Source organism: Streptomyces sp. NPDC059649 (assembly GCF_042734445.1).
GTDB lineage: Bacteria > Actinomycetota > Actinomycetes > Streptomycetales > Streptomycetaceae > Streptomyces.
Genome location: NZ_JBHWDV010000015.1, coordinates 1 through 26,476 on the forward strand (window position 1 = coordinate 1; position 26,476 = coordinate 26,476).

Annotated in this window: 24 protein-coding genes and 1 riboswitch; of the genes, 9 read left to right on the forward strand and 15 right to left on the reverse strand. The window is 72.6% G+C overall.

The annotated features are described in order from the left end of the window. Positions 1-74: 74 nt before the first annotated feature. The 3 genes from ACFV1J_RS18210 to ACFV1J_RS18220 all read right to left on the reverse strand — a co-directional run bounded on the left by ACFV1J_RS18210 (position 75) and on the right by ACFV1J_RS18220 (position 2,708). The gene (locus ACFV1J_RS18210; protein ID WP_385859227.1) at positions 75-932 is read right to left on the reverse strand and encodes a fumarylacetoacetate hydrolase family protein; all 858 of its coding nucleotides are present in this window, start codon (positions 930-932) and stop codon (positions 75-77) included. Between the two features lie 139 nt (positions 933-1,071). Continuing rightward, complete coding sequence (gene yidC, locus ACFV1J_RS18215; RefSeq protein ID WP_385859229.1) at positions 1,072-2,205, reverse strand: membrane protein insertase YidC; 1,134 nt, start codon at positions 2,203-2,205, stop codon at positions 1,072-1,074. 197 nt (positions 2,206-2,402) lie between these two features. Next, positions 2,403-2,708 carry a DUF6412 domain-containing protein gene (locus ACFV1J_RS18220; RefSeq protein ID WP_385859231.1) on the reverse strand — a complete coding sequence of 102 codons (306 nt, stop codon included), beginning with the start codon at positions 2,706-2,708 and terminating at the stop codon, positions 2,403-2,405. 173 nt (positions 2,709-2,881) lie between these two features. On the opposite strand from ACFV1J_RS18220, the gene ACFV1J_RS18225 reads away from it, so the two are divergent. From ACFV1J_RS18225 to ACFV1J_RS18235, 3 genes are all read left to right on the forward strand, one after another. Then, positions 2,882-4,963 (forward strand): AMP-dependent synthetase/ligase, encoded by a 2,082-nt coding sequence (locus tag ACFV1J_RS18225; protein WP_385859233.1) that lies wholly within the window; start codon positions 2,882-2,884, stop codon positions 4,961-4,963. A gap of 236 nt (positions 4,964-5,199) precedes the next feature. Beyond that, on the forward strand, positions 5,200-5,847 hold the full coding sequence (locus ACFV1J_RS18230; RefSeq protein ID WP_385859235.1) for a DUF4142 domain-containing protein: 648 nt from the start codon (positions 5,200-5,202) through the stop codon (positions 5,845-5,847). 159 nt (positions 5,848-6,006) lie between these two features. Then, complete coding sequence (locus ACFV1J_RS18235) at positions 6,007-7,488, forward strand: DUF1996 domain-containing protein (RefSeq protein ID WP_385859467.1); 1,482 nt, start codon at positions 6,007-6,009, stop codon at positions 7,486-7,488. Between the two features lie 81 nt (positions 7,489-7,569). On the opposite strand, the gene ACFV1J_RS18240 is transcribed toward ACFV1J_RS18235, so the two are convergent. Beyond that, entirely contained in the window at positions 7,570-8,529 is a 960-nt protein-coding gene (locus ACFV1J_RS18240; protein WP_385859237.1) for an alpha/beta fold hydrolase, read from the reverse strand. Between the two features lie 119 nt (positions 8,530-8,648). On the opposite strand from ACFV1J_RS18240, the gene ACFV1J_RS18245 reads away from it, so the two are divergent. After that, positions 8,649-9,266, forward strand: coding sequence for a TetR/AcrR family transcriptional regulator (locus ACFV1J_RS18245; RefSeq protein ID WP_385859239.1), 618 nt, complete (start codon positions 8,649-8,651; stop codon positions 9,264-9,266). Positions 9,267-9,408: 142 nt separating this feature from the next. Here the strand turns inward: ACFV1J_RS18245 and ACFV1J_RS18250 are convergent, their stop codons facing one another. Beyond that, the gene (locus ACFV1J_RS18250; RefSeq protein ID WP_385859241.1) at positions 9,409-10,221 is read right to left on the reverse strand and encodes a PucR family transcriptional regulator; all 813 of its coding nucleotides are present in this window, start codon (positions 10,219-10,221) and stop codon (positions 9,409-9,411) included. 575 nt (positions 10,222-10,796) lie between these two features. Here ACFV1J_RS18250 and ACFV1J_RS18255 point away from each other — a divergent pair. From ACFV1J_RS18255 to ACFV1J_RS18265, 3 genes are all read left to right on the forward strand, one after another. Beyond that, positions 10,797-11,552, forward strand: coding sequence for a hypothetical protein (locus ACFV1J_RS18255; RefSeq protein ID WP_385859243.1), 756 nt, complete (start codon positions 10,797-10,799; stop codon positions 11,550-11,552). Next, positions 11,549-13,099, forward strand: coding sequence for an NADH-ubiquinone oxidoreductase-F iron-sulfur binding region domain-containing protein (locus tag ACFV1J_RS18260; RefSeq protein ID WP_385859245.1), 1,551 nt, complete (start codon positions 11,549-11,551; stop codon positions 13,097-13,099). The genes ACFV1J_RS18255 and ACFV1J_RS18260 overlap by 4 nt, the downstream gene beginning before the upstream one ends. Before the next feature lie 154 nt (positions 13,100-13,253). Next, on the forward strand, positions 13,254-14,213 hold the full coding sequence (locus tag ACFV1J_RS18265; RefSeq protein WP_385859246.1) for an SCO0930 family lipoprotein: 960 nt from the start codon (positions 13,254-13,256) through the stop codon (positions 14,211-14,213). Here ACFV1J_RS18265 and ACFV1J_RS18270 read toward each other — a convergent pair. The 3 genes from ACFV1J_RS18270 to ACFV1J_RS18280 form a co-directional block, all read right to left on the reverse strand. Continuing rightward, complete coding sequence (locus tag ACFV1J_RS18270; RefSeq protein WP_385859248.1) at positions 14,197-15,705, reverse strand: sodium:solute symporter; 1,509 nt, start codon at positions 15,703-15,705, stop codon at positions 14,197-14,199. The genes ACFV1J_RS18265 and ACFV1J_RS18270 overlap by 17 nt on opposite strands. An 8-nt stretch (positions 15,706-15,713) precedes the next feature. Continuing rightward, on the reverse strand, positions 15,714-15,935 hold the full coding sequence (locus ACFV1J_RS18275) for a DUF3311 domain-containing protein (protein WP_385859250.1): 222 nt from the start codon (positions 15,933-15,935) through the stop codon (positions 15,714-15,716). A gap of 83 nt (positions 15,936-16,018) precedes the next feature. Beyond that, entirely contained in the window at positions 16,019-17,371 is a 1,353-nt protein-coding gene (locus ACFV1J_RS18280; RefSeq protein WP_385859252.1) for a DUF445 domain-containing protein, read from the reverse strand. A 284-nt stretch (positions 17,372-17,655) separates the two neighbouring features. Here ACFV1J_RS18280 and ACFV1J_RS18285 point away from each other — a divergent pair, with 284 nt between their 5' ends. Beyond that, the gene (locus tag ACFV1J_RS18285) at positions 17,656-18,966 is read left to right on the forward strand and encodes an SGNH/GDSL hydrolase family protein (protein WP_385859254.1); all 1,311 of its coding nucleotides are present in this window, start codon (positions 17,656-17,658) and stop codon (positions 18,964-18,966) included. 70 nt (positions 18,967-19,036) lie between these two features. Here the strand turns inward: ACFV1J_RS18285 and ACFV1J_RS18290 are convergent, their stop codons facing one another. The 4 genes from ACFV1J_RS18290 to ACFV1J_RS18305 form a co-directional block, all read right to left on the reverse strand. Then, positions 19,037-19,759 (reverse strand): DUF1707 domain-containing protein, encoded by a 723-nt coding sequence (locus ACFV1J_RS18290; protein ID WP_385859256.1) that lies wholly within the window; start codon positions 19,757-19,759, stop codon positions 19,037-19,039. Between the two features lie 78 nt (positions 19,760-19,837). Further along, the gene (locus tag ACFV1J_RS18295; protein ID WP_385859257.1) at positions 19,838-20,869 is read right to left on the reverse strand and encodes an ATP-binding cassette domain-containing protein; all 1,032 of its coding nucleotides are present in this window, start codon (positions 20,867-20,869) and stop codon (positions 19,838-19,840) included. A 69-nt stretch (positions 20,870-20,938) separates the two neighbouring features. Further along, positions 20,939-21,703, reverse strand: coding sequence for an ABC transporter permease (locus ACFV1J_RS18300; RefSeq protein ID WP_385859469.1), 765 nt, complete (start codon positions 21,701-21,703; stop codon positions 20,939-20,941). Positions 21,704-21,785: 82 nt separating this feature from the next. Further along, positions 21,786-22,583, reverse strand: a complete 798-nt coding sequence (locus ACFV1J_RS18305; protein ID WP_385859259.1) for an ABC transporter permease — start codon at positions 22,581-22,583, stop codon at positions 21,786-21,788. A gap of 292 nt (positions 22,584-22,875) precedes the next feature. Here ACFV1J_RS18305 and ACFV1J_RS18310 point away from each other — a divergent pair, with 292 nt between their 5' ends. Continuing rightward, the gene (locus ACFV1J_RS18310; RefSeq protein ID WP_385859261.1) at positions 22,876-25,077 is read left to right on the forward strand and encodes a transglycosylase domain-containing protein; all 2,202 of its coding nucleotides are present in this window, start codon (positions 22,876-22,878) and stop codon (positions 25,075-25,077) included. A 31-nt stretch (positions 25,078-25,108) separates the two neighbouring features. Here the strand turns inward: ACFV1J_RS18310 and ACFV1J_RS18315 are convergent, their stop codons facing one another. From ACFV1J_RS18315 to ACFV1J_RS18325, 3 genes are all read right to left on the reverse strand, one after another. Then, positions 25,109-25,429, reverse strand: coding sequence for a DMT family transporter (locus ACFV1J_RS18315; protein WP_385859263.1), 321 nt, complete (start codon positions 25,427-25,429; stop codon positions 25,109-25,111). 30 nt (positions 25,430-25,459) lie between these two features. Then, a riboswitch (guanidine-III (ykkC-III) riboswitch) is annotated at positions 25,460-25,518 on the reverse strand. 86 nt (positions 25,519-25,604) lie between these two features. Continuing rightward, positions 25,605-25,907, reverse strand: a complete 303-nt coding sequence (locus tag ACFV1J_RS18320) for a co-chaperone GroES (RefSeq protein WP_051798423.1) — start codon at positions 25,905-25,907, stop codon at positions 25,605-25,607. A gap of 192 nt (positions 25,908-26,099) precedes the next feature. Next, the gene (locus ACFV1J_RS18325) at positions 26,100-26,417 is read right to left on the reverse strand and encodes a DUF3618 domain-containing protein (RefSeq protein ID WP_385859472.1); all 318 of its coding nucleotides are present in this window, start codon (positions 26,415-26,417) and stop codon (positions 26,100-26,102) included. Between the last annotated feature and the right edge of the window lie 59 nt (positions 26,418-26,476).

Below are 26,476 nucleotides of genomic sequence, written 5' to 3' on the forward strand. Positions count from 1 at the left end.
AAGGTACGTACGGGGCGCCGCAAAGCGCGCAACGGCGAGACGACCCGCGGCGGGACGGCAAGGTACGTGGGGAACTAGGCAGCCTTGAACGGCTGCCGTTGCCGGCCGAGGCCGTCGATCTCCAGCTCGACGACGTCGCCGGGCTTGAGGTACGGCTTGGGTTCGGGCTGGCCCATGGCGACGCCGGCCGGGGTGCCGGTGTTGATGATGTCGCCCGGGTACAGCGTCATGAACTGGCTGACGTAGCGGACCACTTCGGCCACCGGGAAGATCTGCTCCGCGGTCGTGCCGTCCTGTTTCAGTTCGCCGTTGACCCACAGCCGGAGGCCGAGCGCCTGCGGGTCCGGTACCTCGTCGGCGGTCACCAGCCAGGGGCCCAGCGGGTTGAACGTCTCGCAGTTCTTGCCCTTGTCCCACTGGCCGCCGCGTTCGATCTGGAAGGCGCGCTCGGAGACGTCGTGCGCCACCGCGTAACCGGCCACCGCCGCCAGCGCCTGCGCGTCGGTCTCCAGGTAGCGGGCGGTACGGCCGATGACGACCGCCAGTTCGACCTCCCAGTCGGTCTTCACGCTGCCGCGCGGGACGAGCACGGTGTCGTCCGGCCCGATGACCGTGTCCGGGGCCTTCATGAAGATGATCGGCTCCTCGGGGGTCGGGGCGCCGGTCTCGCGGGCGTGGTCGTGGTAGTTCAGCCCGATGCACACGATCTTGCCGATCCGGGCCACCGGCGGTCCGGTGCGCAGTCCCGCGGCGTCCAGCGCGGGCAGGTCGCCGGCGGCCGCGGCGGCGCGGATCCGGGCGAGCTTCTGGTCGTCCGCGAGCAGCGTTCCGTCGATGTCCGGCACCACTGGCGACAGGTCCCGCAGGACCCCTTCCTCGTCGAGCAGCGCCGGGCGTTCCGCCCCCACCGGTCCGACACGCAGCAGCTTCATCGGTTCAACTCCCGTGGTCGAAGGGTCGGCCCTGGAAGGGGTCTTCCGGGCCGGCCGATGGGGGACGGCCATCGAGTGATTTGGTCGATCCTCCGAGAACGGGGTCCAGTCCGCAAGACCCCGTTCACGGACTGGACCCTTACTGAGCGGTAGTAACGATCTGTTCGGCACCACCCGAGTCGGCCCGGGTCCGCGCGGGGGCGTCGCCCGCCCTGGCTGGGGAGCCGGCCGCCCGGGCCGGAGTGTGCGCCTGCTCGGTGGCGCGGGTGCGCGCCTGTGCGTGGGCCCTCGCCCGCGCCGCCCGCTGACGTGCCGCGCGGCTCTTCGGCGCGCGCTGCTGCGGTGCGCGGCGAGGGGTGGTGGTGCTGGCGATGGGCGCCGTACCGTCGGCGGGGGCTTCCGCCGGCTTCTTCCCCGCGGCCGGATCCTCACCTCCCCGTTGCTCCCTCTGCCCCCGCTGCTCCTGCTGCTCGTCCTCCTTGGGCGCCTTGCTCCCCTTGGGCCCCTTGGGCCCCTTGACCCCCTGGCTCTCCTTGACCCCCTGGATCCCCTTGGGCCCCCGGCTCCCCTTGTCCCGCTGCAGCAGCGCCCGTTCGCACGCCGTCCAGGTCGTCGTCGTCACCATGTACAGGCCGGCGGCCAGCGGGACCACCGCCACCGTGATCAGCGTGCCGAACGACAGCAGCGGCATCAGCTTCGCCATGGAGGCCATGCCGGGCAGCGCCCGGTCCGGGGACGAGGCCGGGGCCTGGGCCGTGGTCGCGCGGGCGCGCCGGTAGTTCCAGGTGGCGACCGCCGCGATCAGTACGAACAGCGCGAGGTAGACCAGGCCCTGCGGGCCGAAGGGGCCGCCGTCCGCCAGGGCCCCGGTCCAGTGGCCGCCGAGCGGTGCGCCCAGCAGTGTGTGGTCGAGCAGACCGCCGCCCCCGGTGGAGAAGAGGTGGTACATCACGAAGATCACCGGCAGTTGGAGCAGCGTCGGCAGACAGCCGGCCAGCGGCGAGGCGCCGGTCTTGGCATAGAGGTCGGCCATCGCCTTCCGCAGCCGCTCGGGGTCGTTCTTGTGCTTGCGCTGGAGTGCCTGGAGTTGTGGGGCGAGGGCCGCGCGGGCCTTCTCGCCGCGGACCGCGGCGCGGGCGAGCGGATGGAGTGCGGCGCGTACCGCGAGGGTGACCAGGACGATGGTGACGGCCACGGCCGCATCGCCGAAGAGCGGGTCGAGCACTGCGGCGCCGCGTTCGAGCGCGTCGCCGAGGAAGCCGAACATGGACATGGGTGAGCCCTCCACGGGTCTCGTCGTGCCGGGAGACGGGTTTTCGGCGTGACGAGCTGCGTGGACGCGGGCGAGGAGAAGCGCAACTGAGGTTCCTCGTGCGGCAATTCGCGCCCGGAATGCGGGAGTCTCCGTGGGCGGGAGTGGTCCCGGGGTGAGGGCGCCGCCCCCGAGGAATACGGGAGGTGCCCGTGCGTCTACGCGGCCGTCGGGAGGGGGTGCCCCGGTGCTCGGGGGCGCGGTCGGCCGGCCGCGTCGGGGTCGCGTTGTGGCAGGAAGGCCGTACGCCGCTCTCGGTCGCGGATCGCCGTACGGATCCGCCCGGGTGGCACCGGCTGGGCAGCGGCCGCGATCAGGAAGGCGCTGCACAGCAGCAGCAGCGCGGCGGTGGTCGCGGCCGCGGTCAGGGCCGTCGCGAGGCCCGACTGGGTGAGGAGCAGGCCGGCGAGGAGGAAGAGGGCCGCGGAGGTGTACAGCCGCCAGGCTTCGAGGAGCCGGTACATGCTGTGCCTCCTTCCGCCTACCCGCTTACCAGGACTTGTCGTCTTCCGCTCAAGAGTAGCCGTAGACCTGGGCAGCCGGGACGCCTGTGGGTAACTTGCCCTGCCTGCCGTCGGGACGGCGGTGGACCGGGGGTGGGGGACCGGGGACCAAGGGGGAACATCTAGGAGGTGCTGTGCGCGATATCAGCGTTCCGGCCCTGGCGGCTCCGCTGCGGACCGGCGGCCTCGCCGATTCCGTCTTCGACACCGCCACCCACCAGCCGGACTTCGTCCAGCTGGCGCGGCGCGACGACAGGACGCCGGACGGCTGGCAGGAGGTGACCGCCCGGGAATTCCGCAACGAGGTGATGGCCCTGGCCAGAGGGCTGTTGGCGGACGGGATACGGCCCGGCGAGCGGGTCGCGCTGATGTCCCGGACCCGTTACGAGTGGACGCTGTTCAGCTATGCGCTGTGGGCGATCGGCGGGGAGCTGGTGCCCGTCTACCCGACCGCGTCGGCCGAGCAGCTGCGCTGCATCCTCAACGGGGCGGACGTCACCGCGATCATCGTCGAGCACGAGGCGCACGCCATGACCGTGGCGGAGGCCTGCGACGCGCGCTCCCGGCTGCGCCGGCTGTGGCAGCTGGACCTGGACTGCGTCCAGCGGCTGATGGAGGAGGGCACCCGGCTGCCCGAGGCCGATGTGCACCGGCTGCGGCACGCCGTCGCGCCCGGTTCGACCGCCGCGATCGTGCACACCTCGGGCACCACCGGGCGGCCGCGCGGCTGCATCATCACGCACGCCAATCTCGCCGCCGAGTGCGACACCCTCTACGCGGGCTGGGGCGGGCTGCTCGCGCCGCCCGGGGAACGCCCGTCGCTGCTGGCGTTCCTGCCGTTCGCGCACGTCTACGGGATCGTGGTGCAGGTGGCGTGTCTGCGCGGCGGGGTCAAGCTCGCCCATCAGCCCGACCCGTCCACCGAGGTGCTGCTGCCCGCCCTCGCGTCGTTCCGGCCGACGTTCCTGTTCGCGGTGCCGCACGTCTTCGAGAAGATCTGCGCCCGCGCCCGGCTGGCCGCCGAACAGGCGGGCCGGCGGCGGACGTTCGACGCCGCCATGGCCGTCGCGGTGCGCTACGCGGAGGCGCAGGCCGCGGAGGCCCGGGGCACCGGGCGCGGCCCCGACCCGTTCCTGCGGGCCCGGCACGCGCTGTACGAGCGGCTGGTGTACTCCCGTATCCGGGACCTGCTGGGCGGCCGGGTGCGCACCGCGGTGTCCGGCGGTTCGCCCCTGCTGCGGGAGTTGGGGCTGCTCTTCGCCGGTATCGGCATCACCGTGTACGACGGTTACGGCCTGACGGAGACCAGCGGGGCGATCACCGCGCAGCCGCCGGGCCGGGTCCGCTTCGGGACGGTGGGGCTCCCGCTGCCCGGCAGCGCGATCCATCTGGCGCTGGACGGCGAGGTGTGGGTGCGCGGGCCGGTGGTGTTCGCGGGCTATCTGGACGAGGAGGAGGGGGTCGAGGCCCGGGACGGGGCTGCTGCGGCGGGCGGCCGGCACCGGCGCGGTGCGGGTCCGGTCAACGGGCCGTCCCCCGGCGCCGGCCGCGGTCACGGCAGTGGCCACGGTCCCGGCAGTGGCCACGGTCCCGGCAGTGGCCACGGTCCCGGCAGTGGCCTCGGTCCCGGCCGCGGGCTGTACGACGGCTGGCTGCCCACCGGCGATCTCGGGTATCTGGACGACGACGGCTATCTGGTCATCACCGGCCGCAAGAAGGACATCATCATCACCAGCAACGGCAAGAGCGTCGCCCCGCAGGGCCTGGAGCAGCGGCTGTGCGCCCATCCGCTGATCTCGCAGTGCGTGGTCGTCGGCGACAACCGGCCGTATGTGACGGCGTTGATCACCCTCGATCCGGAGGCGCTGGCGCAGTGGCGGAAGCTGCGCGGCGAGCCGGAGGAGGGCGGTGCGGGCGGTGGCGCGGGTTCGGGGCCGTCGCCGGAGGAGCAGTTGCAGGCGGAGGTCCGGCGGGCCGTGGCGCGCGCCAACGCCTCGGTGTCCCGCGCCGAGTCGATCCGCGCCTTCCGCATCCTGCCGGGCGAGTTCAGCCAGCGGGCCGGCCTGGTGACGCCCTCGATGAAGCTGCGCCGGGCCGCGATCGTACGGGCCTACGCGGCGGAGATCGACGCCCTGTACGCCCAGGGCGAGCGCCAGGAACCAGAGACCCGCAAGGAACGCCGCCGGTGGGCGGCGGCGGGCCTGTACGCACGCTGAAGGACGCGGCCCCGGCGGTGGGTTGGGCGCATGGCCCCGCCCGCGCGCCGGGCACACGCATGCCCGTCCGCGCACCGGTTCCCGGCCGGGCCCGCCCGCGGCACCGTAGCAGTGTCGCGGCGGGCCCGGCCGTAATTTGTCCAGGGGTGAGAACCCGCGTCCACGGGGCCGGTGCGCGGCCTAGCGTCCGGTGGCATTCCAGTCCATTCCCGTAGGGACGAACCGGGAGGCGCTCCGTGCGGTCGATCCTCAGCAATTCCGCAGCATCCGGGCGGTCCATCGCCACGGGGCTGGTGGTCGCCGCGCTCGTGGCCACGCTCGCGGCGCTGCTGCTGCCCGTACAGCTCTTCGGGGAGAGTGCGTCGGCGGCGACGAACACGGTCTCGTACGACGACGACGGCGGCGGCACGGTCAACACCCGTTACGGCCCGCTGACCGCCATGGACCGGGACTTCGTACGCAAGGTCAGGCTGGCCGGGCTGTGGGAGATGCCCGCGGGCCGGCAGGCCCAGGAACGCGGTAGGACGGCGGCGGTGCGTACCGCGGGCGACCACCTCGTGGCCGGCCACACCGAGCTGGACCGGCGGTCGGTGGAGGCCGGCCGGGCCCTGGGCATCCCGCTGCCCAACCAGCCCAGCGCCGAACAGCAGGGCTGGCTCGGGCAGTTGAACTCCGCCTCGGACGCCGAGTACCCCCGCCTCTTCGCCGAGCTGCTGCGCCGGTCGCACGGCAAGGTCTTCGGTCTGATCGCGATGGTCCGCGACCAGACCCGCAACACGATCGTGCGTTCCCTGGCGAACAAGGCCAACTCCACCGTGCTGGACCACATCACGGTCCTGGAGAACACCGGCCAGGTGGACTTCAACACCCTGCACAGCAGCTGAGCCGCCCGGCGGCGGGCCGTACCGGCCGCCCTACAAGGCGCATTCACCCCACACCCCCTACACCGGACGAAGCGAAGTGATCCCATGACGCAACGGCAAGGGCACCGCCCTCGGCAGCAGCGCCAGCAGTCCCACAAACGCTCCCGCCTGACGAACAGAATGCTGGTCGCCGCGGCCGCGCTCCTGCTGGGCGGCGGCGGCCTCGCAGCGGTCGCGACCACGGCACTGGCCGGCGGCTCCGACTCGGAGCCGACGGCCGGCCATCAGCACACCGTTCTGGCCAGCACGATCTCCTGTCCGGACGTGGGGATACGGCTCCGCCAGGTCCCGCACAGCGCCCAGCTCCAGGTCTCCAAGGGCCTGGCGACGCTCGACCGTCAGGTGCACGACGCCTACCACCGGATGATGGAGGGCAGCGGCAGCAGCGTCCTCAGCCAGCTCAAACAGCAGCGGCAGCGGACCATCAGCACGATGATCACCGCGATCGCGCGGGACGCCAAACGGCCGTCGTACCTCTCGGGCATGAGCGGCTGCACCATGAAGCCCGTCGACGAGGGCGCGGGCACCGGCGGCCACGACTCGACGAAGTCCACCCGGGACGGCTGGTACCAGGGCCAGCAGCCGCAGACCCAGGACGGCGGTCAGCAGCAGGGCCAGCAGCCGGGCCAGGACGGCGGCCAGCAACAGAGCCAGCAGCCGGGCCAGGACGGCGGCCAGCAGCAGGACCAGAACGGCGGTCAGCAGCAGGGCCAGCCCGGTGGCCCCTCCCCCGACGACTTCGTCGACATCAACGCCGTCCAGCCGAACGCCGGGGACCCGCCGTTCGCCGCGCCCGACGGCGACAACGCCACCACCGGCACCTTCACCACCGAGTGCGGCCGCAACGAGGAGGGCCACTTCAACCCCGACAACGTCATCGTCACGCCGGGCGTGAGCAACGGCGCCCACCACACCCACGACTACGTCGGCAACAAGACCACCGACGCCTTCTCCAACAACGACTCGCTCGCCTCCTCCGACACCACCTGCACCAACGGCGACCAGTCCACCTACTACTGGCCGGTGCTGCGCAAGCTCGACGGGAACGCCGAGCAGAAGCCGGGGGCCGCACAGGACGCCAACGTCGGCTCGGTGTTGACCCCGGCCACCGTGACCCTCACCTTCCGCGGCAGCCAGGCCGGCCAGGTCGAGGCGATGCCGCGCTTCCTGCGCATCATCACCGGTGACGCGAAGGCGTTCACCAACGGCACGAAGAACGCCAACGCCTCCTGGTCGTGCACCGGTTTCGAGGACCGCCAGCTCAAGGACAAGTACCCGATCTGCCCCGAGGGCTCGCAGGTCGTGCGTACCTTCGCGTTCCAGAACTGCTGGGACGGCCAGAACATCGACAGCGGCAACCACCGCGACCATGTGGCGTTCTCCGACCAGAACGGCAACTGCCCGAACAACTTCCGGGCGATCCCGCAGCTGGTCGAGCGGCTCACCTACGACGTCCCGCAGGGCAACAGCTTCGCCGTCGACAGCTTCCCCGAGCAGCTGCACAAACCCGTCACCGACCACGGCGACTTCATCAACGTGATGTCGGACGACTTGATGAACAAGGCGGTCTCCTGCATCAACAGCGGGCGCGAGTGCCGCTGATCCCCTGATGTGCCGGGCCCCGGGGCGGACGACCGCCCCGGGGCCCTCGCACGCGGTCCGGCCGCCCTCACCTGTGGTCGGTCATGACGCCCGGCCGGAAGGCGCGGGCCGCTGGTCGTCCGCCCGGTCCACGGACTCCATGAACGCCAGCATCCGCTCGTTGACCAGGTCCGCGTGATCGATCTGCGGACCGTGACCGGTCGCGGAGACGATCTCGGCGCGGGCCCCGGGAATCAGCCGCGGCACCCTCTCGGCCTGCCGCTTCGGGCGCAGCAGCAGGCTCCGCCTGCCGAGCACCAGGTACAACGGGGTGCGGATGGTGCGGAGTTCGTCCTCGGACAGCGGCAGCGGGGCCGGGCGGCGGATGCGGAAGGCGCGGACGCCGGCCCGGATCATCGCGCGCAGTTCCGGGACGATGAGCACCGGCTGCTCCAGCCACTTCGCCAGCCGGGGTCGCCAGGCCCGTGGCGCGGAGGTCGCGAAGAGGCTGATGAAGATCCAGACGAAGAAGCGCAGCCCCACCTTCTCCAGGCCGCCGGGGTCCAGCGGTATCACCGAGGCGAGCCGGCCGGGCGCGCGGTGCACCTGGTTCAGGACCAGCCATCCGCCGTACGAGGACCCGACCAGGTGCACCCGGTCGAGGCCGAGCGCGGCCAGCGTCTCGTCGAGCCATTGTGCGGCGTCCTCGGGCCGGTACAGGGGTGCGCGGTGCACGCTGCGGCCCGGGTCGCCCGGGGTGTCGATCGCGTAGACCGTCCGTTCGGCGGCGAGCGCGGGGGTGTTGGGGTACCACATGGCGGAGCAGCTGCCCGATCCGTGCATCAGGACGACGGGCGTGCGCCGCGCGGCGGCGGGGTCCGCCGGGCCGTACCGGTAGACGTGCGTGGTCCCGTAGGAGGTCTCCACGTCCCTCTCCTCACGGATGGGCGCGCCGAGGGCGTAGACCGCATCACAGGCCGCGAAGTAGCGGTCGCGCAGGGCGTCGTTCACATAGCGGCCGAGATCGGCCCGGCTACGGGTGGTGGACGGGGACACGGTCACCTCCAAGGGCGGCTGGTTTTCGTGATACGACCGTACCACGTTGTTGGTACAGCGGTATCATCAAATACGGCCCGGGCGGTCCGCCCGGGCACGGCAACCACGAGCGGAGACCCGACCCCATGCCCAAACGCGTGGACCACGCAGAGCGGCGCGCCCAGATCGCCGAGGCCCTCGTCCGGGTCGCCGGACGGCGCGGTCTGCACGCCGTCGGCATGCGGGACGTGGCGGCGGAGGCCGGCGTGTCCCTGCGGCTGGTGCAGTACTACTTCGAGACCAAGGAGAAGCTGCTGCTCCACGGACTGGAGCACCTGACCGCCCGCTTCGGCGAACGCGTCGCCGCCCGCGCCCGGTCCGCCGGCACCGCCCCCGAGGACCCGCGCGCCGCCGTGGAATCCCTGCTCATGACGTCCCTCCCCACCGACGAGGAGAGCCGCACCTTCCACCTCGTCCACACCTCGTACGCGGTGCTGTCGGTGACCGAACCGGCCCTCGCCGCCCAGCCCTTCCTCCAGCAGCCCGCCGCCGCCGAGGACGCCCTCACCGACCTGCTCCACCAGGCCCGGACCGCCGGCCTCACCCACCCCGACCTGGACGCCCGCACCGAGGCCATCACCCTCCTCGCCCTCTCCGCCGGCCTGGGCACCAGCATCCTGGTGGGCCACCGCACCCCCGACTCGGCCACCGCGGTCCTCCGACACCAGCTGGACCGGGTCTTCGAGGGGACGGGGCGGGACTGACGGAGCGCCGGCCCCCGGGCAGCACGACCGGGGCAGCACCGCGACCCCGCCCCGGATACCCGGGACGGGGCCGCATCCGGCGGACGGCCGCTGTCGTCAGATCAGCGGGTACGCCGGGACATCGTGGTCAACTCCCTTGCGCTCACAGCCCGTTCACCCGCGCCTCCCGGGCCATGCCCAGGGGGCGTATGGAGGAGGCGACGGCGCGGGCGCGGCGGCCGGCGCGGGCCCGGTAGGAGCGGACGTGGGCCATCAGGCGGCGACTGCGGAGGGCCATTTCGAGTTCGAAGCGGGTGCGGGGGTCGCGGAGCACCGGGCCGAAGAGCTTCTCGATCTGGCGCAAGCGGTAACGGACCGTTTGCGGGTGGACATGCAGGAGTTTCGCCGCCTCCGGGGCGCCGCCGCCCTCCAGCCAGGCGAGCAGGGTGACTTCCAGGCGTTCGCTCTGGCGGGGGGTCAGCTCCTCCAGGGGGCCGAGCCAGCGGGAGGTGAGGGCGTCGGCGAGGGACTCGTCCTGCAGGAGGAGCAGGGCGGAGAGGTGGTCGTCGACGAAGGCGGGACGGGCCTCCGGGCCGACCCGGCCGGGGCCCAGCGTGAGGAGGTAGCGGGCCCAGCGGAGCGAGGAGGCGGTGTCGGTCGCCGGTACGGCGTGGCCGACCGCGGCCGCGCGGCCCTTGAGGGCGGCCTCCAGGCGGGCCCGGGTCTGGGTGGCCGGGTCGGGGACGAAGAGACAGGTGTAGCCGTCGACCGTGCCGATGAGCGCATGGCCCAGTGCGGCGGCGAGTTGGGGCGCCTCGGCGGGGGTGGCGAGGACGACCGCCTGGAGGGTGTCGGGGACCGGCCAGCCGGCCGCGCGGGCCAGGTCGCCCAACCCCTCCTCCGGCGTCTCCCGTTGGCCGGCGAGCACCTCGAAGAGGTCCTGGCGGGCCCGGGCGACCGGCATCGGTGTGACCACCGATGGCAGGGCCGGACGTTTACTTTCCGACTCCTTTTGGTAACCCAGAACTGTCAGCAGCGCCTGTTCCAGGGCCCATTGAGCCTCTTCCACGGGGGTATCGCCGAGAAGTGCCGCCAATGCGGGAAATCCGCGTTGCAACTCCGCGACGACCTTCTCGGCGAGGCCCGGGAGTTCATTTCTGACTACTCGGGTCCACTCGCCTCGGGGACGCGACCAGATGCGGTTCAGGAGATCACACATCAGTTACCTCGATCCTGGCGGGGATGCAGTTGGACTGGAGATGGGCGCCCCCGTGCGCCTGACTGGGCATCATCCGGAGTCCTCCGGCGCGACCGCGACGCCGCTGCAGGAATTTGTCACAGCGCGATAAACCTTACGAAAGCTTGAACACGCTCGTAGATGCTTTTGCACATCCGGTTTACGGCCCTGTGTATCCACCCGGTTACGGAATGTTCAGTGTTACCGGGGGTCACCCACACAAAAGCCCCGCAATAGCTTGGGGCAAATACCCCGCCGACGGAATTTCACCGGAATTCGCGTCCCGCACCCGTGCCCCGACACCGGGAGGTCCGATGTCCGCACCGCGTTTGCAGACCCAGAACCGCCGGGCAGCACACCGCGCCAGGCCCTCGCCGGACCGCCAGCGCGCCCGGCGGCCCCCGAAGGAACCCGGGCCGCCGGGCCGCCGTGCGCCCGGCGGCCCCGCCCCGACCGCCCTGCTGCGGCCGGCACTTCCGGCCGCGTTGCTGCTCTTCATCGCCGTCACCCTGCACTCCGGGGCGATGGACACCCTGATGCGCTTCCTCGACTTCGGCGCGGGCGTCCTCGCACTGGTCTCGCTGTCGGTGACGGTGCTGTGGGGCCTGGCGGCCACCGACCGCATGGTGCTGCAGACCGGCCACCGGCTGCTCGCCCAGGCCGTGCACCGCGGCACCGGCGTCGCCGGACTCGGCTTCCTCGGCCTGCACATCTGGGTCAAGGTCGCCGAGGGCCACACCGGCACGGTGTCCGTCGCCGTGCCCTTCACCGACGGCGCCCGCCCGGTGCTCATCGGCCTGGGCACGCTCGCCGCCTACGTGTTCGTCGCCGTCGCGGTGACCGGCGCGGTGCGCGGTGCGTTCACCGGCATCGCGGCCTCCCGCTGGTGGCGGGCGCTGCACATGAGCGCCTACCTGGCGTGGGGACTGGCGCTGGTACACGGCCTCAAATCGGGCCGTGCCGCGGCCGGTTGGGCACTGGCCGGGTACGCCGTCTGTCTCGTCGCGGTGGCCGTACGGCTGGCGCTGCGACTGCGCGATGCACGCACGAACTCAGGAGAACTCCCATGACCGCCCCCGCCCCCACCCGTCTGCTGCCGGCGCTGACCACGCCGGAGCCCGTACCGACGCTGGCGTCGTTCGGCCCGCCACGGCTGCTGGCCGGGCTCGACGAGATGCCGCGCATGGACCGGGTGGCGCATCTGGCCCGGCACGGCAGCCTGCCGCAGCTCACCGCGCAGGAAGTGGTGGCGCTCGCCGAGGACATCGATCTGCGCGGCCGCGGCGGCGCCGGCTTCCCGTTCGCCCGCAAGGTCAGCGCGGTGCTGGACGGGATGCGGCGCGCCGAGGGCAAGGCCGCGGTGGTCGTCAACGGCAGCGAGGGCGAGCCGAGTTGCCTCAAGGACACCGCGCTGCTGCTGCACGCCCCGCATCTGGTGCTGGACGGCGCGCTGCTGGCCGCCGACGCGCTCGGCGCCCAGGAGGTCGCCCTCGGGGTGACCCGTAAGGACGTCGAGGACTCGGTGCGGCGGGCGATCGCCGAACGGGGCCCGGTGCGGCCGGCCTTACGGGTCACCCTGCTGACCGAGCGGTTCGTCACCGGCGAGGGCAGCGCGATGACCAACGGGCTGGGCGGCGGCCCCGGACTGCCCTCGGGCCGCAAGATCCGCTCCAGCGAGCGCGGGCTGAACGGGGTGCCGACCCTGCTGTCGAACACCGAGACCTACGCCCAGCTCGCCGTGGCGGCCCGGCTCGGCGCGCTCGGCTACCGGACCGTGGGCCTGCCCACGGAGCCGGGCACCCTGCTGCTGACCGTCGCCGGCAACCGGGTCGTGGAGGTCCCCTACGGGGTGCCGCTGGCCCGGGTCCTGGCACTGTGCGGGATGGACCAGGGGCAGGGCGTGCTGATCGGCGGCTACCACGGCACGTTCGTCTCCCCCACGGACGCGCAGACCGTCACGCTGTCCCGGGACTCGCTGGCCGAATGCGAGGCCGTACTGGGCGCGGGCGCGGTGCTGCCGCTGCCGTACGACACCTGTCCGGCCGGGGAGACGGTACGGGTCGCGCAGTGGATGGCCGCCGAGTCCGCCGGGCAGTGCGGCCCGTGCGTACTGGGCCTGCCGGCCCTCGCCGACCAGCTCGACCTGGCCGTACGGGGCGGCGGAGAGGCCGCCCTGGAAGCCGTGCAGGACCGGATGCGGGCGGTCCGGAAGCGCGGCGCATGCAGCCACCCGGACGGCACCGCGCGCTTCGTGGCCTCGGCCCTCGCCGCCTTCCCCGAGGAGTTCGAGCGCCATGCCCGCGGGTTCGGGTGCGGCCGCCCGGTGACCGGAGCGCTGCCGGTCACCGGGCACCGGCCGCCGCCCGCCGCGTTGCCCGCCCCGGTGCCCGCCCCGGCCAAGCCCGCCGCTCCGCCGCAGGAACGGCTGCTGGTCGACTGGACGCTGTGCCGTGGCCACGGCCTGTGCGCGGACGTCGTGCCGGGCGTCATCAAGCTCGGCCCGGACGGCTACCCGGAGCGGGCCAGCATGCCGCTGCCGGCCCGGATGCGGCGCCGGGCACAGCTCGCGGTACGCCGCTGCCCGGCCCTCGCGCTGCGGGTGCAGGGCGGCAACTGACCGCCCGGGGACCGTTCTTGGCCGCCGGAGAAAAACTTCGCGCGGCTTGAACGCCGGACACCCCGTACGCCGTATCCCCGTGCGACGGCAACCGGCAAGGCAAGCAACGCACCACCTCACCCATCGACTTCGCCCAACGGCAATTGGAGACACCATGATCACTCGTCGTCGTGCGGGACTCGCGGCCGCCGCGGTCGCCACCCTGGCGCTCACCGCCGGCTGCGGCAGCAGCGACAACCAGAGTGCCGGCACCACCACCGACAACGTCCAGCCCGCCGGCCAGGGCACCAGCCAATACGGCTACGGCTCCGCCGGCTCCGGGCAGGGCTCCGACCCCTACGGCGGGCAGGCGGGCGGGGACAGCGGCAAGCCCGCGGCGGCCGGGCCGAGCGCCGGGACGCTGGCACTGCACCAGGACGCCAAGCTCGGCCCCGTCGTCACCGACTCCAAGGGCATGACCCTCTACCGCTTCGACAAGGACACCGCCGAGCCGCCGAAGTCCAACTGCTCCGGCTCCTGCGCCACCACCTGGCCCCCGGTGCCGGCCGACGGCTCCTCGGCACCCGCGGGCATCGCCAAGAGCGCGCTGGGCTCGGTCACCCGCGCCGACGGCACCAAGCAGCTGACCATCGGCGGCTGGCCCGCCTACCGCTACGCCAAGGACACCAAGGCCGGCGACACCAAGGGCCAGGGCGTCGGCGGCACCTGGAACGCGCTGACCGCGGAGGGCAAGAAGGCGGTCGCCCAGGAGCCCATGGACGTCTCGGTGCTCAACCAGCCCGAGCTCGGCCAGATCCTCGTCGACGGCAACGGCATGACCCTCTACCGCTTCAACAAGGACAGCGCCTGGCCGATGAAGTTCGGCTGCAACGACGCCTGCCTGGACACCTGGAAGCCCGCCAAGCCCGCCGACCGCTCCAAGCTGAAGGGCATCGCCCCCAAGCTCATCTCCACCGTCACCCGCCCCGACGGCATCCGCCAGCTGGCCGTCGACTGCTGGCCGGTCTACACCTTCACCGGCGACAAGCAGCCCGGCGACATCAACGGCCAGGGCAAGATGGGCCTGTGGTTCGCGGTCTCCAAGGACGGCAAGAAGATCACGACGACGCCCTGACCGGTTCGGCCTCCCCCTCCGGGAACTCGTCGTCCACCGCCAGCACCTCGGCGTCCGGCCGGTCGTCCGCCTCCCGCGGCCCCAGCCAGGTGACCGTCAGCGCCACCGCCAGATTCACCGCGAGCCCGACGAGCCCCGCGTTCATCCCCCACACCGGGTCGTGTCCCCCGAAGACCAGGACACAGACCAGAGCGAAGCCCGCCACCAGGCCGCTCACCGCGGCGAGCCACGTCAGCCGCCGCCACACCAGCCCCAGCAGCAACATCGGCACGAGCTGCGCCATGCCCTCGTACGAGATCAGCGACAGCCGGACCAGGGTGTTCGGGGCGGTGTACGTCAGCAGCAGGGCCAGCGCACCGGCCGCCACCACGACCACCTGCGACCACAGCTTCTGCCGCATGGCCAGGCGCGGTACCGCACCCAGCACGCTCCTCCCCCACATCGTGCCGATGACCAGCATGAACACGGCCATCGGCACGATGGAGGAGAGCGCCGCGGCCACCCCGATCAGCCCCACGGCCCAGGCCGGAAGGGAGTCCACCACCAGCTTGAACAACGCGAGATTGGAATCCGCCCCGGTCAGCCCCGGCACCACGAACAGCGCCGCCAGTCCCAGCAGCACCGGCACGAACAGCAGCACGTTGTAGAAGGGCAGGTACATCGCATTGCGGCGCAGCGCCTCGGCGTTGCGGGCACCGAGGTAGCCGGCCACGGTCGTCGGGAAGACCACCACCGTGAGGGAGTTGACGACGGTGGTGGTGACGAACCAGACCTGCCCCAGCCCGCCCGAGGCGTGCCCCGGGAACGTCAGCCACTGGGCCTTCTCCGCGGTGACCCGGTGCAGGAACTCCCCGTACCCGCCGAAATAGTGCAGCGGCACGTACACCACGAGGAAACCGAGCGTCCCGATCACCAGGACGTCCTTGAGCACCGACACCCAGGCACTCCCGCGCAGCCCACTGACCACGACGAAGCCGCAGGTCACCGCGAACCCGAGGAAATAGGCCCAGTTGAGGCTGATGGTCCCGTACGAGATGGTCGAGACGACCACGCCCATGCCGGTGATCTGCAGCTGGACGTACGGCAGCAGACACACCGTCGCGAGGACGGCGACGGCGGCGCCCAGCCAGGGCCGGCGGTAGCGGTGGGTCACGATGTCGGTGATCCCGACCAGGCCGTGCCGGCGGGCGTAGCCCCACAGCATCGGCCCGACCACGTACCCCAGCGCATAGCCGCAGGACATGTAGGCCACCACGTAGAGCACCGGCGCACCGAAGTTGTAGCCCCAGCCGGCCGCACCGAGGTAGCTGAAGCTGGTGTAGCTCTCACCGGCCATCAGCACCCAGATGAAGACGGTCCCCAGGCTACGGCCGCCGACCGACCACTCCGCGAGCCCACCGCCGGAGCCCCGCCCCCGGACGGCCAGCAGCCCGAGGACGACGGTGACGACCATGAACCCGCCGAACAGGGCCGTGGAAACAGTCGCGTTCACGGTGCCGTTCACACCCCTTCCCGGTCGCGGCCCCGCACCCGCTCACCACGCCGCGCCAGCCACACGGCCAGCGGAGTCGCGAGCGTCGCCACCAGCATCCAGAAGAACAGGAACGGCAGCCCCAGCACGGTCGGCACCACACGGTTCGCCGCCGGCAGGACCGCGAGGAAGAGGACGTAGGGCAGCAACAGCCAGAGGAGGGCGGGCCGGCTTCTCGAACGCTTTCGCACGGGTCGAGGGTAGGGCCCCGGATGCTCGGCCGTCCCGCCGCGGGCGTTGGTCCTCGTTGCGGACAAGCCAGCGACGCGGGAAGTCAGCCGAGCGCCTGGGACACCGAGTAGATCGCCAGGCCCGCCAGGGCTCCCACCACCGTGCCGTTGATGCGGATGAACTGGAGGTCGCGGCCGATGTGGGCCTCGATCTTGCGGGAGGTGTGGGCCGCGTCCCAGCCGGCGACGGTGTCGGTGATCAGCGACGTGATCTCGTGCTGATACGTCGTCACGACGTACACCGCCGCGCCCTCCAGCCAGCCGTCCACCTTGCCCTGCAACCGTTCCTCGTCGGACAGCCGGCGGCCCAGGGACAGCAGCGCGGCCCGGACCCGGAGCCGCAGTTCGCTGCGTTCGTCCTCCGCGGCGGCGACGATCATCGCGCGGACCGCGCCCCAGGCCGAGGCGATCAGGTCCTGGACCTCGCCGCGGCCGAGGACCTCGGACTTCAGGTGCTCGACCCGGGCCCTGGTGTCCGGGTCGGTCTGCAGGTCCTCCGCGAAGTCCCGCAGGAAACGGTCGATGGCGCCGCGCGCGGGGTGTGCGGGCATGTCCCGCATCTCGGTGACGAAGCGCAGCAGTTCCTTGTAGACCCGGTCACCCACCTTGCGGTCGACGAACCGGGGCGTCCATCCGGGGGCGCCGCCGGAGACCGCCGCCATGACGGAGTCGCCGTGCTCGACCAGCCAGTCGTGGGCGCGGGCGACGACCAGGTCGACCACCCGCCGGTGACCGCCCTCGGCGACGACCTTCTCCAGCAGGGTGCCGAGGCCGGGCGCGATCTCCTGGTCGTGGGCGCGGCGGGTGATCGCCTCGCCGACCACCGCCTGGACGTCGGAGTCGCGCAGTACGGTCAGCGCGCCGCGCAGCGCGGTGGAGAGCTCGGCGGTGACCCGGTCGGCGTTCCGCGGTTCGGCGAGCCAGCCGCCGAGCCGGCGGCCGATGCCCACGGACCGCAGCCGGCGGCGGACGACCTCGGCGGAGAGGAAGTTCTCACCGACGAATTCCCCCAGACTCTGTCCGAGTTGGTCCTTTTTCGTGGGAATGATGGCGGTGTGCGGGATCGGTAGTCCCATGGGCCGTTTGAACAGTGCGGTGACCGCGAACCAGTCGGCCAGCGCACCGACCATGCCGGCCTCCGCGGCCGCCGCGACGAACCCGGTCCAGCCGCCCGCCCCGGCGCGGCCGGCCCACGTCGCCAGCGCGTAGACCAGCGCGACGGCCAGCAGCAGACCGGTGGCCAGCGTCTTCATCCGGCGTACGGCGCGCCGCCGCTCCTCGTCGGCGGCACCGTAGACGAAGCCGGCGACCGGCGCCACCGGGCCGCTCGGCGCCGCGGCGCCCGGCGCCGGGGAGACGTCCCCCGCCGACGCCCTGTCCGTTCTCGTGCGTTCCATCCGCTCCACCGCTCCCACCGTGCCCCCCGTCACTCCCACGGCCTATGCTGCGCCGCGGGTCCGGCCACCGGTCCGGCCGTATGTCCCACTGTGACCTACTCCTGGAGCGAACCACGAGTTCCCGGCGCCCGCCGGGGGGCGGCACCGAGCGGGGCGCCGGGCGGCTCCCGGAAGGTCCGTGGGATCATGGGGGACCGACCGGACGCCAACGGTGCCGCTGCCCACCCGCTGCCCTTGCCCGCCCGGAGCCTGGAGCTCCGCTTTCCCCAGGAGACCCTTCCCGCATGAAGAAAAGTGTGGGTTACGCCCTGCTCGCCGGCCTGGCGGCAGTGGTGGTGCTGATCTCGGCCGCGATATTCGCCGGCTTCGGCGGCGAGGACGGCGGACCGGGCAGCTCCCCGCACAAGCCGCGCGATCCCGCCGCACCGGCGGTCTCCGGACAGTGGGTCGGCACCTGGTCGGCGGCCGCGGCGGCGGCCGAGCCCGGCACCCTGGACGGCTACGCGGGGATGTCGATACGCAACGTCGTGCACACCAGCGTCGGCGGCTCCGGCGTCCGCATCCAGCTCTCCAACCTCTACGGCACCCGGCCGCTGGTGGTCAGCCACGCCACGGTGGCGCTGGCCGCGGCCCCCAGCGACCCCACCGCCGCGGACGGCACGATGCACCGGCTGTCCTTCGGCGGCAAGCCCGCGGTGACCATCCCCGCGGGCGGCGCGGTCACCAGCGACCCGACCCGGCTGAAGGTCCCCGGCGACGCGGACCTCCTGGTCACCACCTACTCCCCCTCCCCGTCCGGCCCGGCCACCTACCACCCGTACGCCCGGCAGACCTCCTACCTGGCGCGCGGTGACCGCGCCGAGGACGCCACCGGCGCCGCCTACACCGAGCAGAGCCCCTACTGGCGCTATCTGACCGGGGTCGACGTGTGGAGCACCGAGGCGCAGGGCTCGGTGGTCGCCATCGGCGACTCGATCACCGACGGCATCACCTCCACGGCCGGCGCCAACCACCGCTGGACGGACTTCCTGGCCGCCCGGCTGCGCAACGAGCCCGGCGCACCCCGCTACGGCGTCCTCAACCAGGGCATCAGCGGCAACCGCCTGCTGGTCAACGGCAACCGCTTCTCGCCGAACAACGGCCCCAGCGTGCTGTCCCGCCTCGACCGCGACGCGCTCTCCCGCACCGGCGTGAAGGCGGTGATCGTCGAGATCGGCCTGAACGACCTGTTCAAGTCCCCGCGCCAGCTCGACCCGCGGAAGATCGTCGCGGGCATGCGGCAGATCGTCCACGAGGCACACGCCCGGGGCCTGCGCGTCACCGGCTCCACCCTTACGCCGTTCGGCGGGCACCGCGGTTACTCCGCCCAGCTGAACTCGGTCCGCGAACGGGTCAACCGCATCATCCGCTCCGGCACCGTCTACGACGAGGTCGTCGACTTCGACAAGGCCCTCCGCGACCCCGCCGCCCCGGTCCGCCTCCGCCCCGTCTACGACTCCGGCGACCACCTCCACCCGAGCGACGAGGGCTACCGCGCCATGGCCAACACCGTCGACCTCGACCTGCTCAAACAGTCCGCCCCGGCGTCGCTGTAACGCCGGTCCCCGCACCTTACGCCGCCCGGGTGGGCCCCCGCGGCGCGCGGGGCCCCGCAACGGCGGCCGGTCAGTCGAGTTCCGTGCGCCGGTCGCGTTCCTCGGCCTTCAGGCGGCGGCGTTCCTCCTTCAGGCGGCGCTTTTCGGAGGTGGGCAGTTTGCGTTCGACGCCGACGCCGCCCATCAGGGCCAGGCCCCGGACGATCACCCGCGGCGCGCCGGGGTCGCCGGGGACGCCGTCCTCACGGGAGTCGAAGCCGCCCATGATGCCCAGGCCCCGTATGTCGACCTCGACGCCCGGCGGCACGATGACGTTGACGCCGCCCATGAACGTCCAGCAGTCGATCACGACCTCCGAGGCGGCGAAGTCGGCCTCGCGCAGGTCGATCTCCCCGCCGCCCATGAAGCAGACCGCGGCGAAGCGGCGGCCGATCGTCCAGCGGCCCTTGCGCTGGAAGCCGCCCAGCACCGCCAGGCCCGTCGTCGAACCGCGGGCGTCGCGGTCGATCCGTCCGGCCCAGGAGCCCGCCGCGGCCGTGTCCTTGTGCAGCGACACCGGGGCCGGCGATACCGGGGCGGCGGCCGTCGCGGCCGGCAGGTCGGCGGTGAGCGGCGCCAACTCCCCGTACGTACGGGCCAGATAGGCCGCCTCCAGCCGTTCGTCGAACTCGGCCATCTCCAGCCGCCCCTCCGTGAGGGCGTCCCGCAGGATCTCGGCGACCCGCTCACGGTCGGCGTCGGAGGCACGCAACTCGGCGGCGGAGGCCCGCGGCACCGGGAGGTCGTCAGTCATACCGACAGGGTAAGTGGCGGCGGCGGTGGCGGACCGGTGTGTTTCCCCCAAGGGGCGACGGGAGTTCGACGACAGGCCCTACGCCGGGGCGCCCTGGCCGTCCGATGCGCGAGCGGGCTCGGCGCGGGTGGCGCCGCGGGCGTACAGCTCGGCGATCAGCGACTCGACGTCCGGCTCGCGCAGCGACAGGTCCACCAGCGGATAGCGCTCGGCGACCGCGGTGACCAGCGGCGCCGCGCTCTGCGCCGCCGGGAACACCAGCCACTGCCGGGGGCCCTCCACCCGGACCGTACGGGCACCGGGCACGCCCTCGATGGGCGGCAGTTCGCGCTCCAGGTCGACCACCAGGGTGCGCTCGCCGTCGGCCGCCGCGCGCAGCCCGTCCAGCGCGCCGTCGTAGACCAGCCGGCCGTGGTCGATGACCATCACCCGGCGGCACAGCTGCTCGATGTCGGTCAGGTCGTGGGTGGTGAGCAGGACCGTGGTGCCCCGCTCGGCGTTCACCTCGCGGACGAACTCCCGCACCTTCGCCTTGCTGATGACGTCGAGCCCGATGGTCGGCTCGTCGAGGTAGAGCACCTCCGGGTCGTGCAGCAGGGCCGCCGCGATGTCGCCGCGCATCCGCTGCCCGAGGGAGAGCTGCCGCACGGGTACGGCCAGCAGCGGGGCCAGGTCGAGCAGTTCGACGCAGCGCGCCAGGTTGGCGCGGTAGACGGCGTCGGGGATCCGGTACATCCGGCGCACCAGCTCGTAGGAGTCCGCGAGCGGCAGGTCCCACCACAAGGTGGTGCGCTGGCCGAAGACGACTCCGATACGGCGGGCGAGCCGGGTCCGTTCGCGCGCGGGGTCGATCCCGGCGATCCGCAGCGTGCCGCCGCTGGGCACGAGGATGCCGGTCAGCATCTTGATGGTGGTGGACTTGCCCGCGCCGTTCGGGCCGATGTAGCCGACCATCTCGCCGCGCGGCACCTGGAAGGTGATGCCGTCGACGGCCCGCACCTCCTCGCGCACCCGGCGCAGCCGGCCGGCCTTGCGCCGTACCGAGAAGACCTTCTCGATGCCGCGGACATCGATCAGCGGATCCGGGCCGGTGCTGTCGGATGCGGTCATCGTGCGGTTCCTTTCGCCGGGTGGGACGTCGTACGGGACACGGGGTACGGAATGCCTGCTGACTGGGCGTCAGCTTCCGGTGCTGCGGTAGCCGCGCAGGCCGTACCGCCAGGCCAGCGCCGCGCCCGCGCACATCAGGGCGGCCACGGCGGGGCCGAGGAAGTCCACCCAGCCGGGCAGGCCGAGCGGATCCGGGCGGCCCAGCAGGCGCAGGGCGGGCAGCCAGTTGACGAAGGCCAGCGGGACGACGAAGGTGACGCCGCGCACCAGGTCCTTGGCGAACACCGTCGGCGGGTACTGCAGCAGGGCGTTGCCGCCGTAGGTGAAGGAGTTCTGCACCTCCGCCGCGTCCTGCGCCCAGAACTGGAAGGCCGCGCCGGTGGTGAAGACCGCCCCGAAGATGGCCGTACCGCACAGGGTCATCAGCACGACCAGCAGCATCCGGCCCACCGTCCAGTCCACGTCCAGCCGGGTCACCGACCAGCCCAGCACCAGCAGCGCCTGGCTGATCCGGCCCAGCCGGCGCAGCGCGAACCGGTCGGCGGCGACCTGCGCGAACACCGGGGCGGGCCGCAGCAGCAGCACGTCGAGGGTGCCGTCGCGGACCCGCCGGCCCAGCCGGTCCATGCTGCCCAGCAGCAGGTCGGCGAGGCCCAGCGCCAGCCCGGACGTGCCGTACAGGAACGCCACTTCGGGCAGCGAGAAGCCGCCGAGCGCGTCGATCTGCGAGAACATCAGCAGGATCGCGACGAAGTCCAGGGCGCAGGCGGCGAAGTTGCCGACCGCCATCATCACGAACGAGGCCCGGTAGGCGAGGGTCGAGCGCACCCACATCCGCACGATCAGCCCGTACGCGTACAGCCCCTGGGCCGCCGCAGCCCGCCACCCGTCCCGGGCCCCGATCGGCCCGCCGCCGTCAGCCACCGTGCACCACCACCCTGCGGGTCGCCGCGGACTGCACCAGCCGGCCCAGCGCCAGCAGCGCCGCGCCCCACGCCGCCTGGAACAGCAGCCCGCGCAGCAGCGCGCCGCCGCTGCGCGCGCCGACCAGCACATCGGCCGGCACCTGCAGGACCGCCGCCCAGGGCAGCAGCTGGACCACCTCCCCGAAGCCGCCGGGGAAGACCCGCAGCGGCAGCAGCATCCCGGAGAAGAACATGCAGGCCAGCCCGCTGATCAGGGCCAGCCCCGAGCCGTCCAGCAGCCAGAACGACGCCAGCGCCACCAGATAGCGCAGCCCGAAGCTGACCACGATGCCCAGCAGCACCGACAGCAGGAACCAGCCCCAGGTCAGCACGTCACCGGGCAGCGCCAGCGGGAAGAACAGCGCGCCCACCGCCATCGGCACCACCCCGCGGCCGATCAGCTGCATCCCGGCCCGGCCCAGGTCCGCGGCCAGCCACCACAGCTGCAGGTCCGCCGGCCGGTACAGGTCCACCACGATGTCGCCGGTGCGGATCCGCTCCTCCAGCTCCTCCAGCCCGCCGCCGCCCATCAGCGCAGCCGCCGCCAGCAGCGCCTGCGCGACCCAGACGAAGGTCAGCGCCTGCCCCTGCCCGTAGCCGCCCAGATGCGGCCGCTCGGCCCACAGGGCGACGAAGGTGTACGCCACGATGAAGCCGAAGACGGTGTTGGTGAACACCCCGGCCGCCGTCGCGACCCGATACGTGGCGTACCGCCGGAAGCTGCCGGCCGCCACCGCCACGCACCACACCCACGCTCACCCGGCCCGTTCTCGTTCCCGTGCGGACGACAAAGCACCGGAGCCTAAGTCGTGGGCGCGGCGGGCACCATCGAATTACCACCCTTCCGGGTGACCCATGGGCGCCATTCGGCCGCTCCGGTGGTGGGACCGGGTGCGCGCCCACCCCGCTGAACGGGACGCATGATGCGAAAGTTTCCCCACGGGCAACAGGTGCTTTTCCGGCGTACGGCGCACAACCCCCGACACGACACCGTTCCGCCGCGGTACAACCCTCGGCGGAGGCCGAGGAGTCCATACCGACATGAGCGGACATCGCACAGTCTGGCGGCGGGCGCTGCCCAGCTGGCGCACGGTGCTCGGCACCGTGCTGGGCTTCCTGCTGCTCGTCATCGGCGCACTGATCGCCGGCTACCTGCTCGTCGACATCCCGCCCGCCAACAGCGCCGCCAAGGCCCAGAGCAACGTCTACCTCTACTCCGACGGCTCCGAACTGGCCCGCGACGGTGACGTCAACCGGCAGAACGTGACGCTCAGCCAGGTCCCCAAACCCGTCCAGCAGGCCGTGCTCGCCGCCGAGGACCGCGACTTCTACTCCGAGTCCGCCGTCGACCCGGCCGCCATGCTGCGGGCCGCCTGGAACACCCTCACCGGCAAGGGCAAACAGTCCGGCTCCACCATCACCCAGCAGTACGTCAAGAACTACTACCTCGCCCAGGAACAGACCCTCACCCGCAAGGCCAAGGAGTTCTTCATCGCCGTCAAACTGGACCGCGAGGTGAGCAAGGACAACATCCTCCAGGGCTACCTCAACTCCAGCTACTACGGCCGCAACGCCTACGGCATCCAGGCCGCCGCCCAGGCCTACTACGGCGTCGACTCGGCGCAGCTCACCACCGCCCAGGGCGCCTACCTCGCGGCCCTCCTCAACGCCCCCAGCGTCTACGACGTCACCGCCCACCCCGCCAACTCCCCCCGCGCGATGGCCCGCTGGGCCTACGTCCTGGACGGCATGGTCAAGCAGAAGTGGCTCAGCCCCGGCGAACGCGCCGCGATGCGCTTCCCGGTGCCCCGGCCCGCCCGCACCTCGCCCGGACTGACCGGCCAGCGCGGCTACCTCGTCGAAGCGGTCAAGGACTACCTCACCGACCACCACATCCTCGACGAGGACACCCTGCGCGCCGGCGGCTACCGCATCACCACCACCCTCAGCCGACGACGCCAGAACGCCTTCGTGCACGCCGTCAACACCCGCCTGATGGACCGGCTCGACGACTCCCGCACCCCCGACGGCTACGTCCGCGCCGGCGGCGCCTCCATCGACGTCCGCACCGGCCGGGTCGTCGCCCTCTACGGCGGCATCGACTACGCCCGGCAGTACGTCAACAGCGCCACCCGCCGCGACTACCAGGTCGGCTCCACCTTCAAGCCGATCGTCTTCGCCTCCGCCGTGCAGCACCACGCCACCACCCAGGACGGCGACCCCATCACCCCGAACACCGTCTACGACGGCGACAACAAGCGGATGACCGTCAGCCACGGCCACGCCACCGGGTTCGCGCCCGCCAACGAGGACGACCGCTCCTACGGGCCGATCACCGTCACCGAGGCCACCGACAAGTCCGTCAACGCCGTCTACGCCCAGATGGGCATCGACGTCGGCCCGGACCAGGTCAAGGACACCGCCGTCGACCTGGGCATCCCCGCCGACGCCCCCGGCCTCGCCGCCTCCCGCGGCGCGATCGCCCTGGGCACCGCCACCCCCAGCGTGCTGGACATGGCCCAGGCGTACACCACCCTCGCCCGGCACGGCGAACGCCGCCCCTACACCCTCATCAACAAGATCGACAAGGGCGACGAGGAGATCGACCTGCCCGACCGCGAAACGACCACGGCCGTCCCCCGCGAGGCCGCCGACACCACCACCTCCATCCTGCGCAGCGTCGTCGACGGCGGCACCGGCACCGCCGCCCAGGCCGCCGGACGGCCCGCCGCCGGCAAGACCGGCACCGCCGAACAGGACAAGGCGGCCTGGTTCGCCGGCTACACCCCCGACCTCGCCACCGTCGTCGCCGTCCTCGGCCAGCACCCGGAGACCGCCGCACAGGAACCGCTGTACGGCGCGGCCGGCCTGGACCGGGTCAACGGCGGCGACTTCCCCGCCCAGATCTGGGCCGACTACACCGCGGCCGCCCTCCGCGGCCGCCCGGTCCACGACTTCGACCTGCAGCTCGCGGACGGCGCCGACCCCTCCCCGTCGGTCGAACCCTCCGACAGCGAGTCACCGTCCCCCGGCGACTCCGGCTCGCCCACCGCCGAGCCGTCCGCCTCCCCGGCCCGGCCCACCCCGACCACCGGCCCGCCGACCCCGCCGGTCACCCAGCCGCCCACCCCCACCTTCCCGACACCGACACCGCCCACGGCCGAGCCCACGAACGACTTCCCCACCCTGGGCCCGGACGGCGACGCGCTGAGCCGGCGACTGCGCGCCCGATGGGGCATGTGAAGCAGGGCGCCGGGTCGCGTACGGCGGCGGCTCAGTGGCCGGACGTCGCCTTCAGGCCGACCACGGCCACCAGCAGCAGACAGACGAAGAAGATCCGGGCCGCGGTCGCCGGCTCACCCAGCACCACCATCCCGACCAGCGCGGCACCCGCCGCCCCGATACCGACCCACACGCCATAGGCGGTCCCGATCGGCAAGGACCGGGCCGCGTACGACAGCAACACCATGCTGACGACGACCCCCGCACCGGTGAACACGCTCGGCCACAGCCGGGTGAACCCCTCGGTGAACTTCATCCCGATCGACCAGCCGACCTCCAGCAGACCGGCGACCACGAGCAGGACCCACGCCATGACGGCACCTCCGTGAACAGGTTCAACAGGGGTGCGTCGTCTTGTCCTGACCCGGTACGGCGCGTCTCGTCGGGTCCTTCGAGGCTAACAACGCGGGCAGGTCCGGGCAGCGGAACGGGCGGTGACCCCGGTCACCGCCCGCATCCCGTCCTTGCGCACCCGCCGCCGGCACCGGCTACAGGTACAGCCCCGTCGCATCGTCCGCGCCCTCCAGCCGCTCCGCGGCCACCGCGTGCAGGTCCCGCTCACGCATCAGCACGTACGCCACACCGCGCACCTCGACCTCGGCCCGGTCCTCCGGGTCGTACAGCACCCGGTCGCCCACCTCGACGGTCCGCACGTTCTGCCCCACCGCGACGACCTCGGCCCAGGCCAGGCGCCGGCCGACCGCCGCGGTCGCGGGAATGACGATGCCCCCGGACGAGCGGCGCTCGCCCTCGGGGATGTCCGTCCGGACCAGCACACGGTCGTGCAGCATCCGGATCGGCAGCTTGTCGTGGGTGTCCTTGGTGTTATTCGGGCTCACGCCATGACCGTACCTGGCCCGGCGCCCGATCACGCACCGCGGCCCGGATCGGCCCGGCCGCCGACGGCCGCGCGCCGCCGCACAGCCCGCCACCGCCCGGACACCCGACCGCCCAGGCAGGCCACCGCCCGGCCGGACCACCGCTCAGTCGCGCCGCCTGGCCCGCAGCGTCAGCAGCCCCACCACGGCCACACCGACCAACGCCACCGGAACGATCCGCTCCAGCCGCGGCGCCCCGTCCTCCGACACCAGCTGCCCCCGCACGTCCGCGAGCGCACGGTGGGCGACCACATACGCCCGCCCCGCCGTCCGGTCCACCGCCGACATCGCCTTCGCCTTCGCCTCACCCATGATCGTCTTCGGGTGCAGCCGCACACCGATCTCGTCGAGCGTGACGGCGAGCTCCTGCCGCCTGCGGACGATGTCCGCCTCGATCTGCGCCGGGGTCCTGGCCTCCGCCACCGCGCTGCCTCCGTCGTCTCGCGCCATTCGTGATGGACAGTCTGTCAGTTCACACCGGC

Bases quoted from the DNA above. Each gene is read 5' to 3' on its own strand.
- ACFV1J_RS18210 (WP_385859227.1), bottom strand. From the start codon at position 932: ATGAAGCTGCTGCGTGTCGGACCGGTGGGGGCGGAACGCCCGGCGCTG.
- yidC (WP_385859229.1), bottom strand. From the start codon at position 2,205: ATGTCCATGTTCGGCTTCCTCGGCGACGCGCTCGAACGCGGCGCCGCA.
- ACFV1J_RS18220 (WP_385859231.1), bottom strand. From the start codon at position 2,708: ATGTACCGGCTCCTCGAAGCCTGGCGGCTGTACACCTCCGCGGCCCTC.
- ACFV1J_RS18235 (WP_385859467.1), top strand. From the start codon at position 6,007: ATGCTGGTCGCCGCGGCCGCGCTCCTGCTGGGCGGCGGCGGCCTCGCA.
- ACFV1J_RS18245 (WP_385859239.1), top strand. From the start codon at position 8,649: ATGCCCAAACGCGTGGACCACGCAGAGCGGCGCGCCCAGATCGCCGAG.
- ACFV1J_RS18255 (WP_385859243.1), top strand. From the start codon at position 10,797: ATGTCCGCACCGCGTTTGCAGACCCAGAACCGCCGGGCAGCACACCGC.
- ACFV1J_RS18260 (WP_385859245.1), top strand. From the start codon at position 11,549: ATGACCGCCCCCGCCCCCACCCGTCTGCTGCCGGCGCTGACCACGCCG.
- ACFV1J_RS18265 (WP_385859246.1), top strand. From the start codon at position 13,254: ATGATCACTCGTCGTCGTGCGGGACTCGCGGCCGCCGCGGTCGCCACC.
- ACFV1J_RS18280 (WP_385859252.1), bottom strand. From the start codon at position 17,371: ATGGAACGCACGAGAACGGACAGGGCGTCGGCGGGGGACGTCTCCCCG.
- ACFV1J_RS18285 (WP_385859254.1), top strand. From the start codon at position 17,656: ATGAAGAAAAGTGTGGGTTACGCCCTGCTCGCCGGCCTGGCGGCAGTG.
- ACFV1J_RS18290 (WP_385859256.1), bottom strand. From the start codon at position 19,759: ATGACTGACGACCTCCCGGTGCCGCGGGCCTCCGCCGCCGAGTTGCGT.
- ACFV1J_RS18295 (WP_385859257.1), bottom strand. From the start codon at position 20,869: ATGACCGCATCCGACAGCACCGGCCCGGATCCGCTGATCGATGTCCGC.
- ACFV1J_RS18300 (WP_385859469.1), bottom strand. From the start codon at position 21,703: ATGTGGGTGCGCTCGACCCTCGCCTACCGGGCCTCGTTCGTGATGATG.
- ACFV1J_RS18310 (WP_385859261.1), top strand. From the start codon at position 22,876: ATGAGCGGACATCGCACAGTCTGGCGGCGGGCGCTGCCCAGCTGGCGC.
- ACFV1J_RS18315 (WP_385859263.1), bottom strand. From the start codon at position 25,429: ATGGCGTGGGTCCTGCTCGTGGTCGCCGGTCTGCTGGAGGTCGGCTGG.
- ACFV1J_RS18320 (WP_051798423.1), bottom strand. From the start codon at position 25,907: ATGCTGCACGACCGTGTGCTGGTCCGGACGGACATCCCCGAGGGCGAG.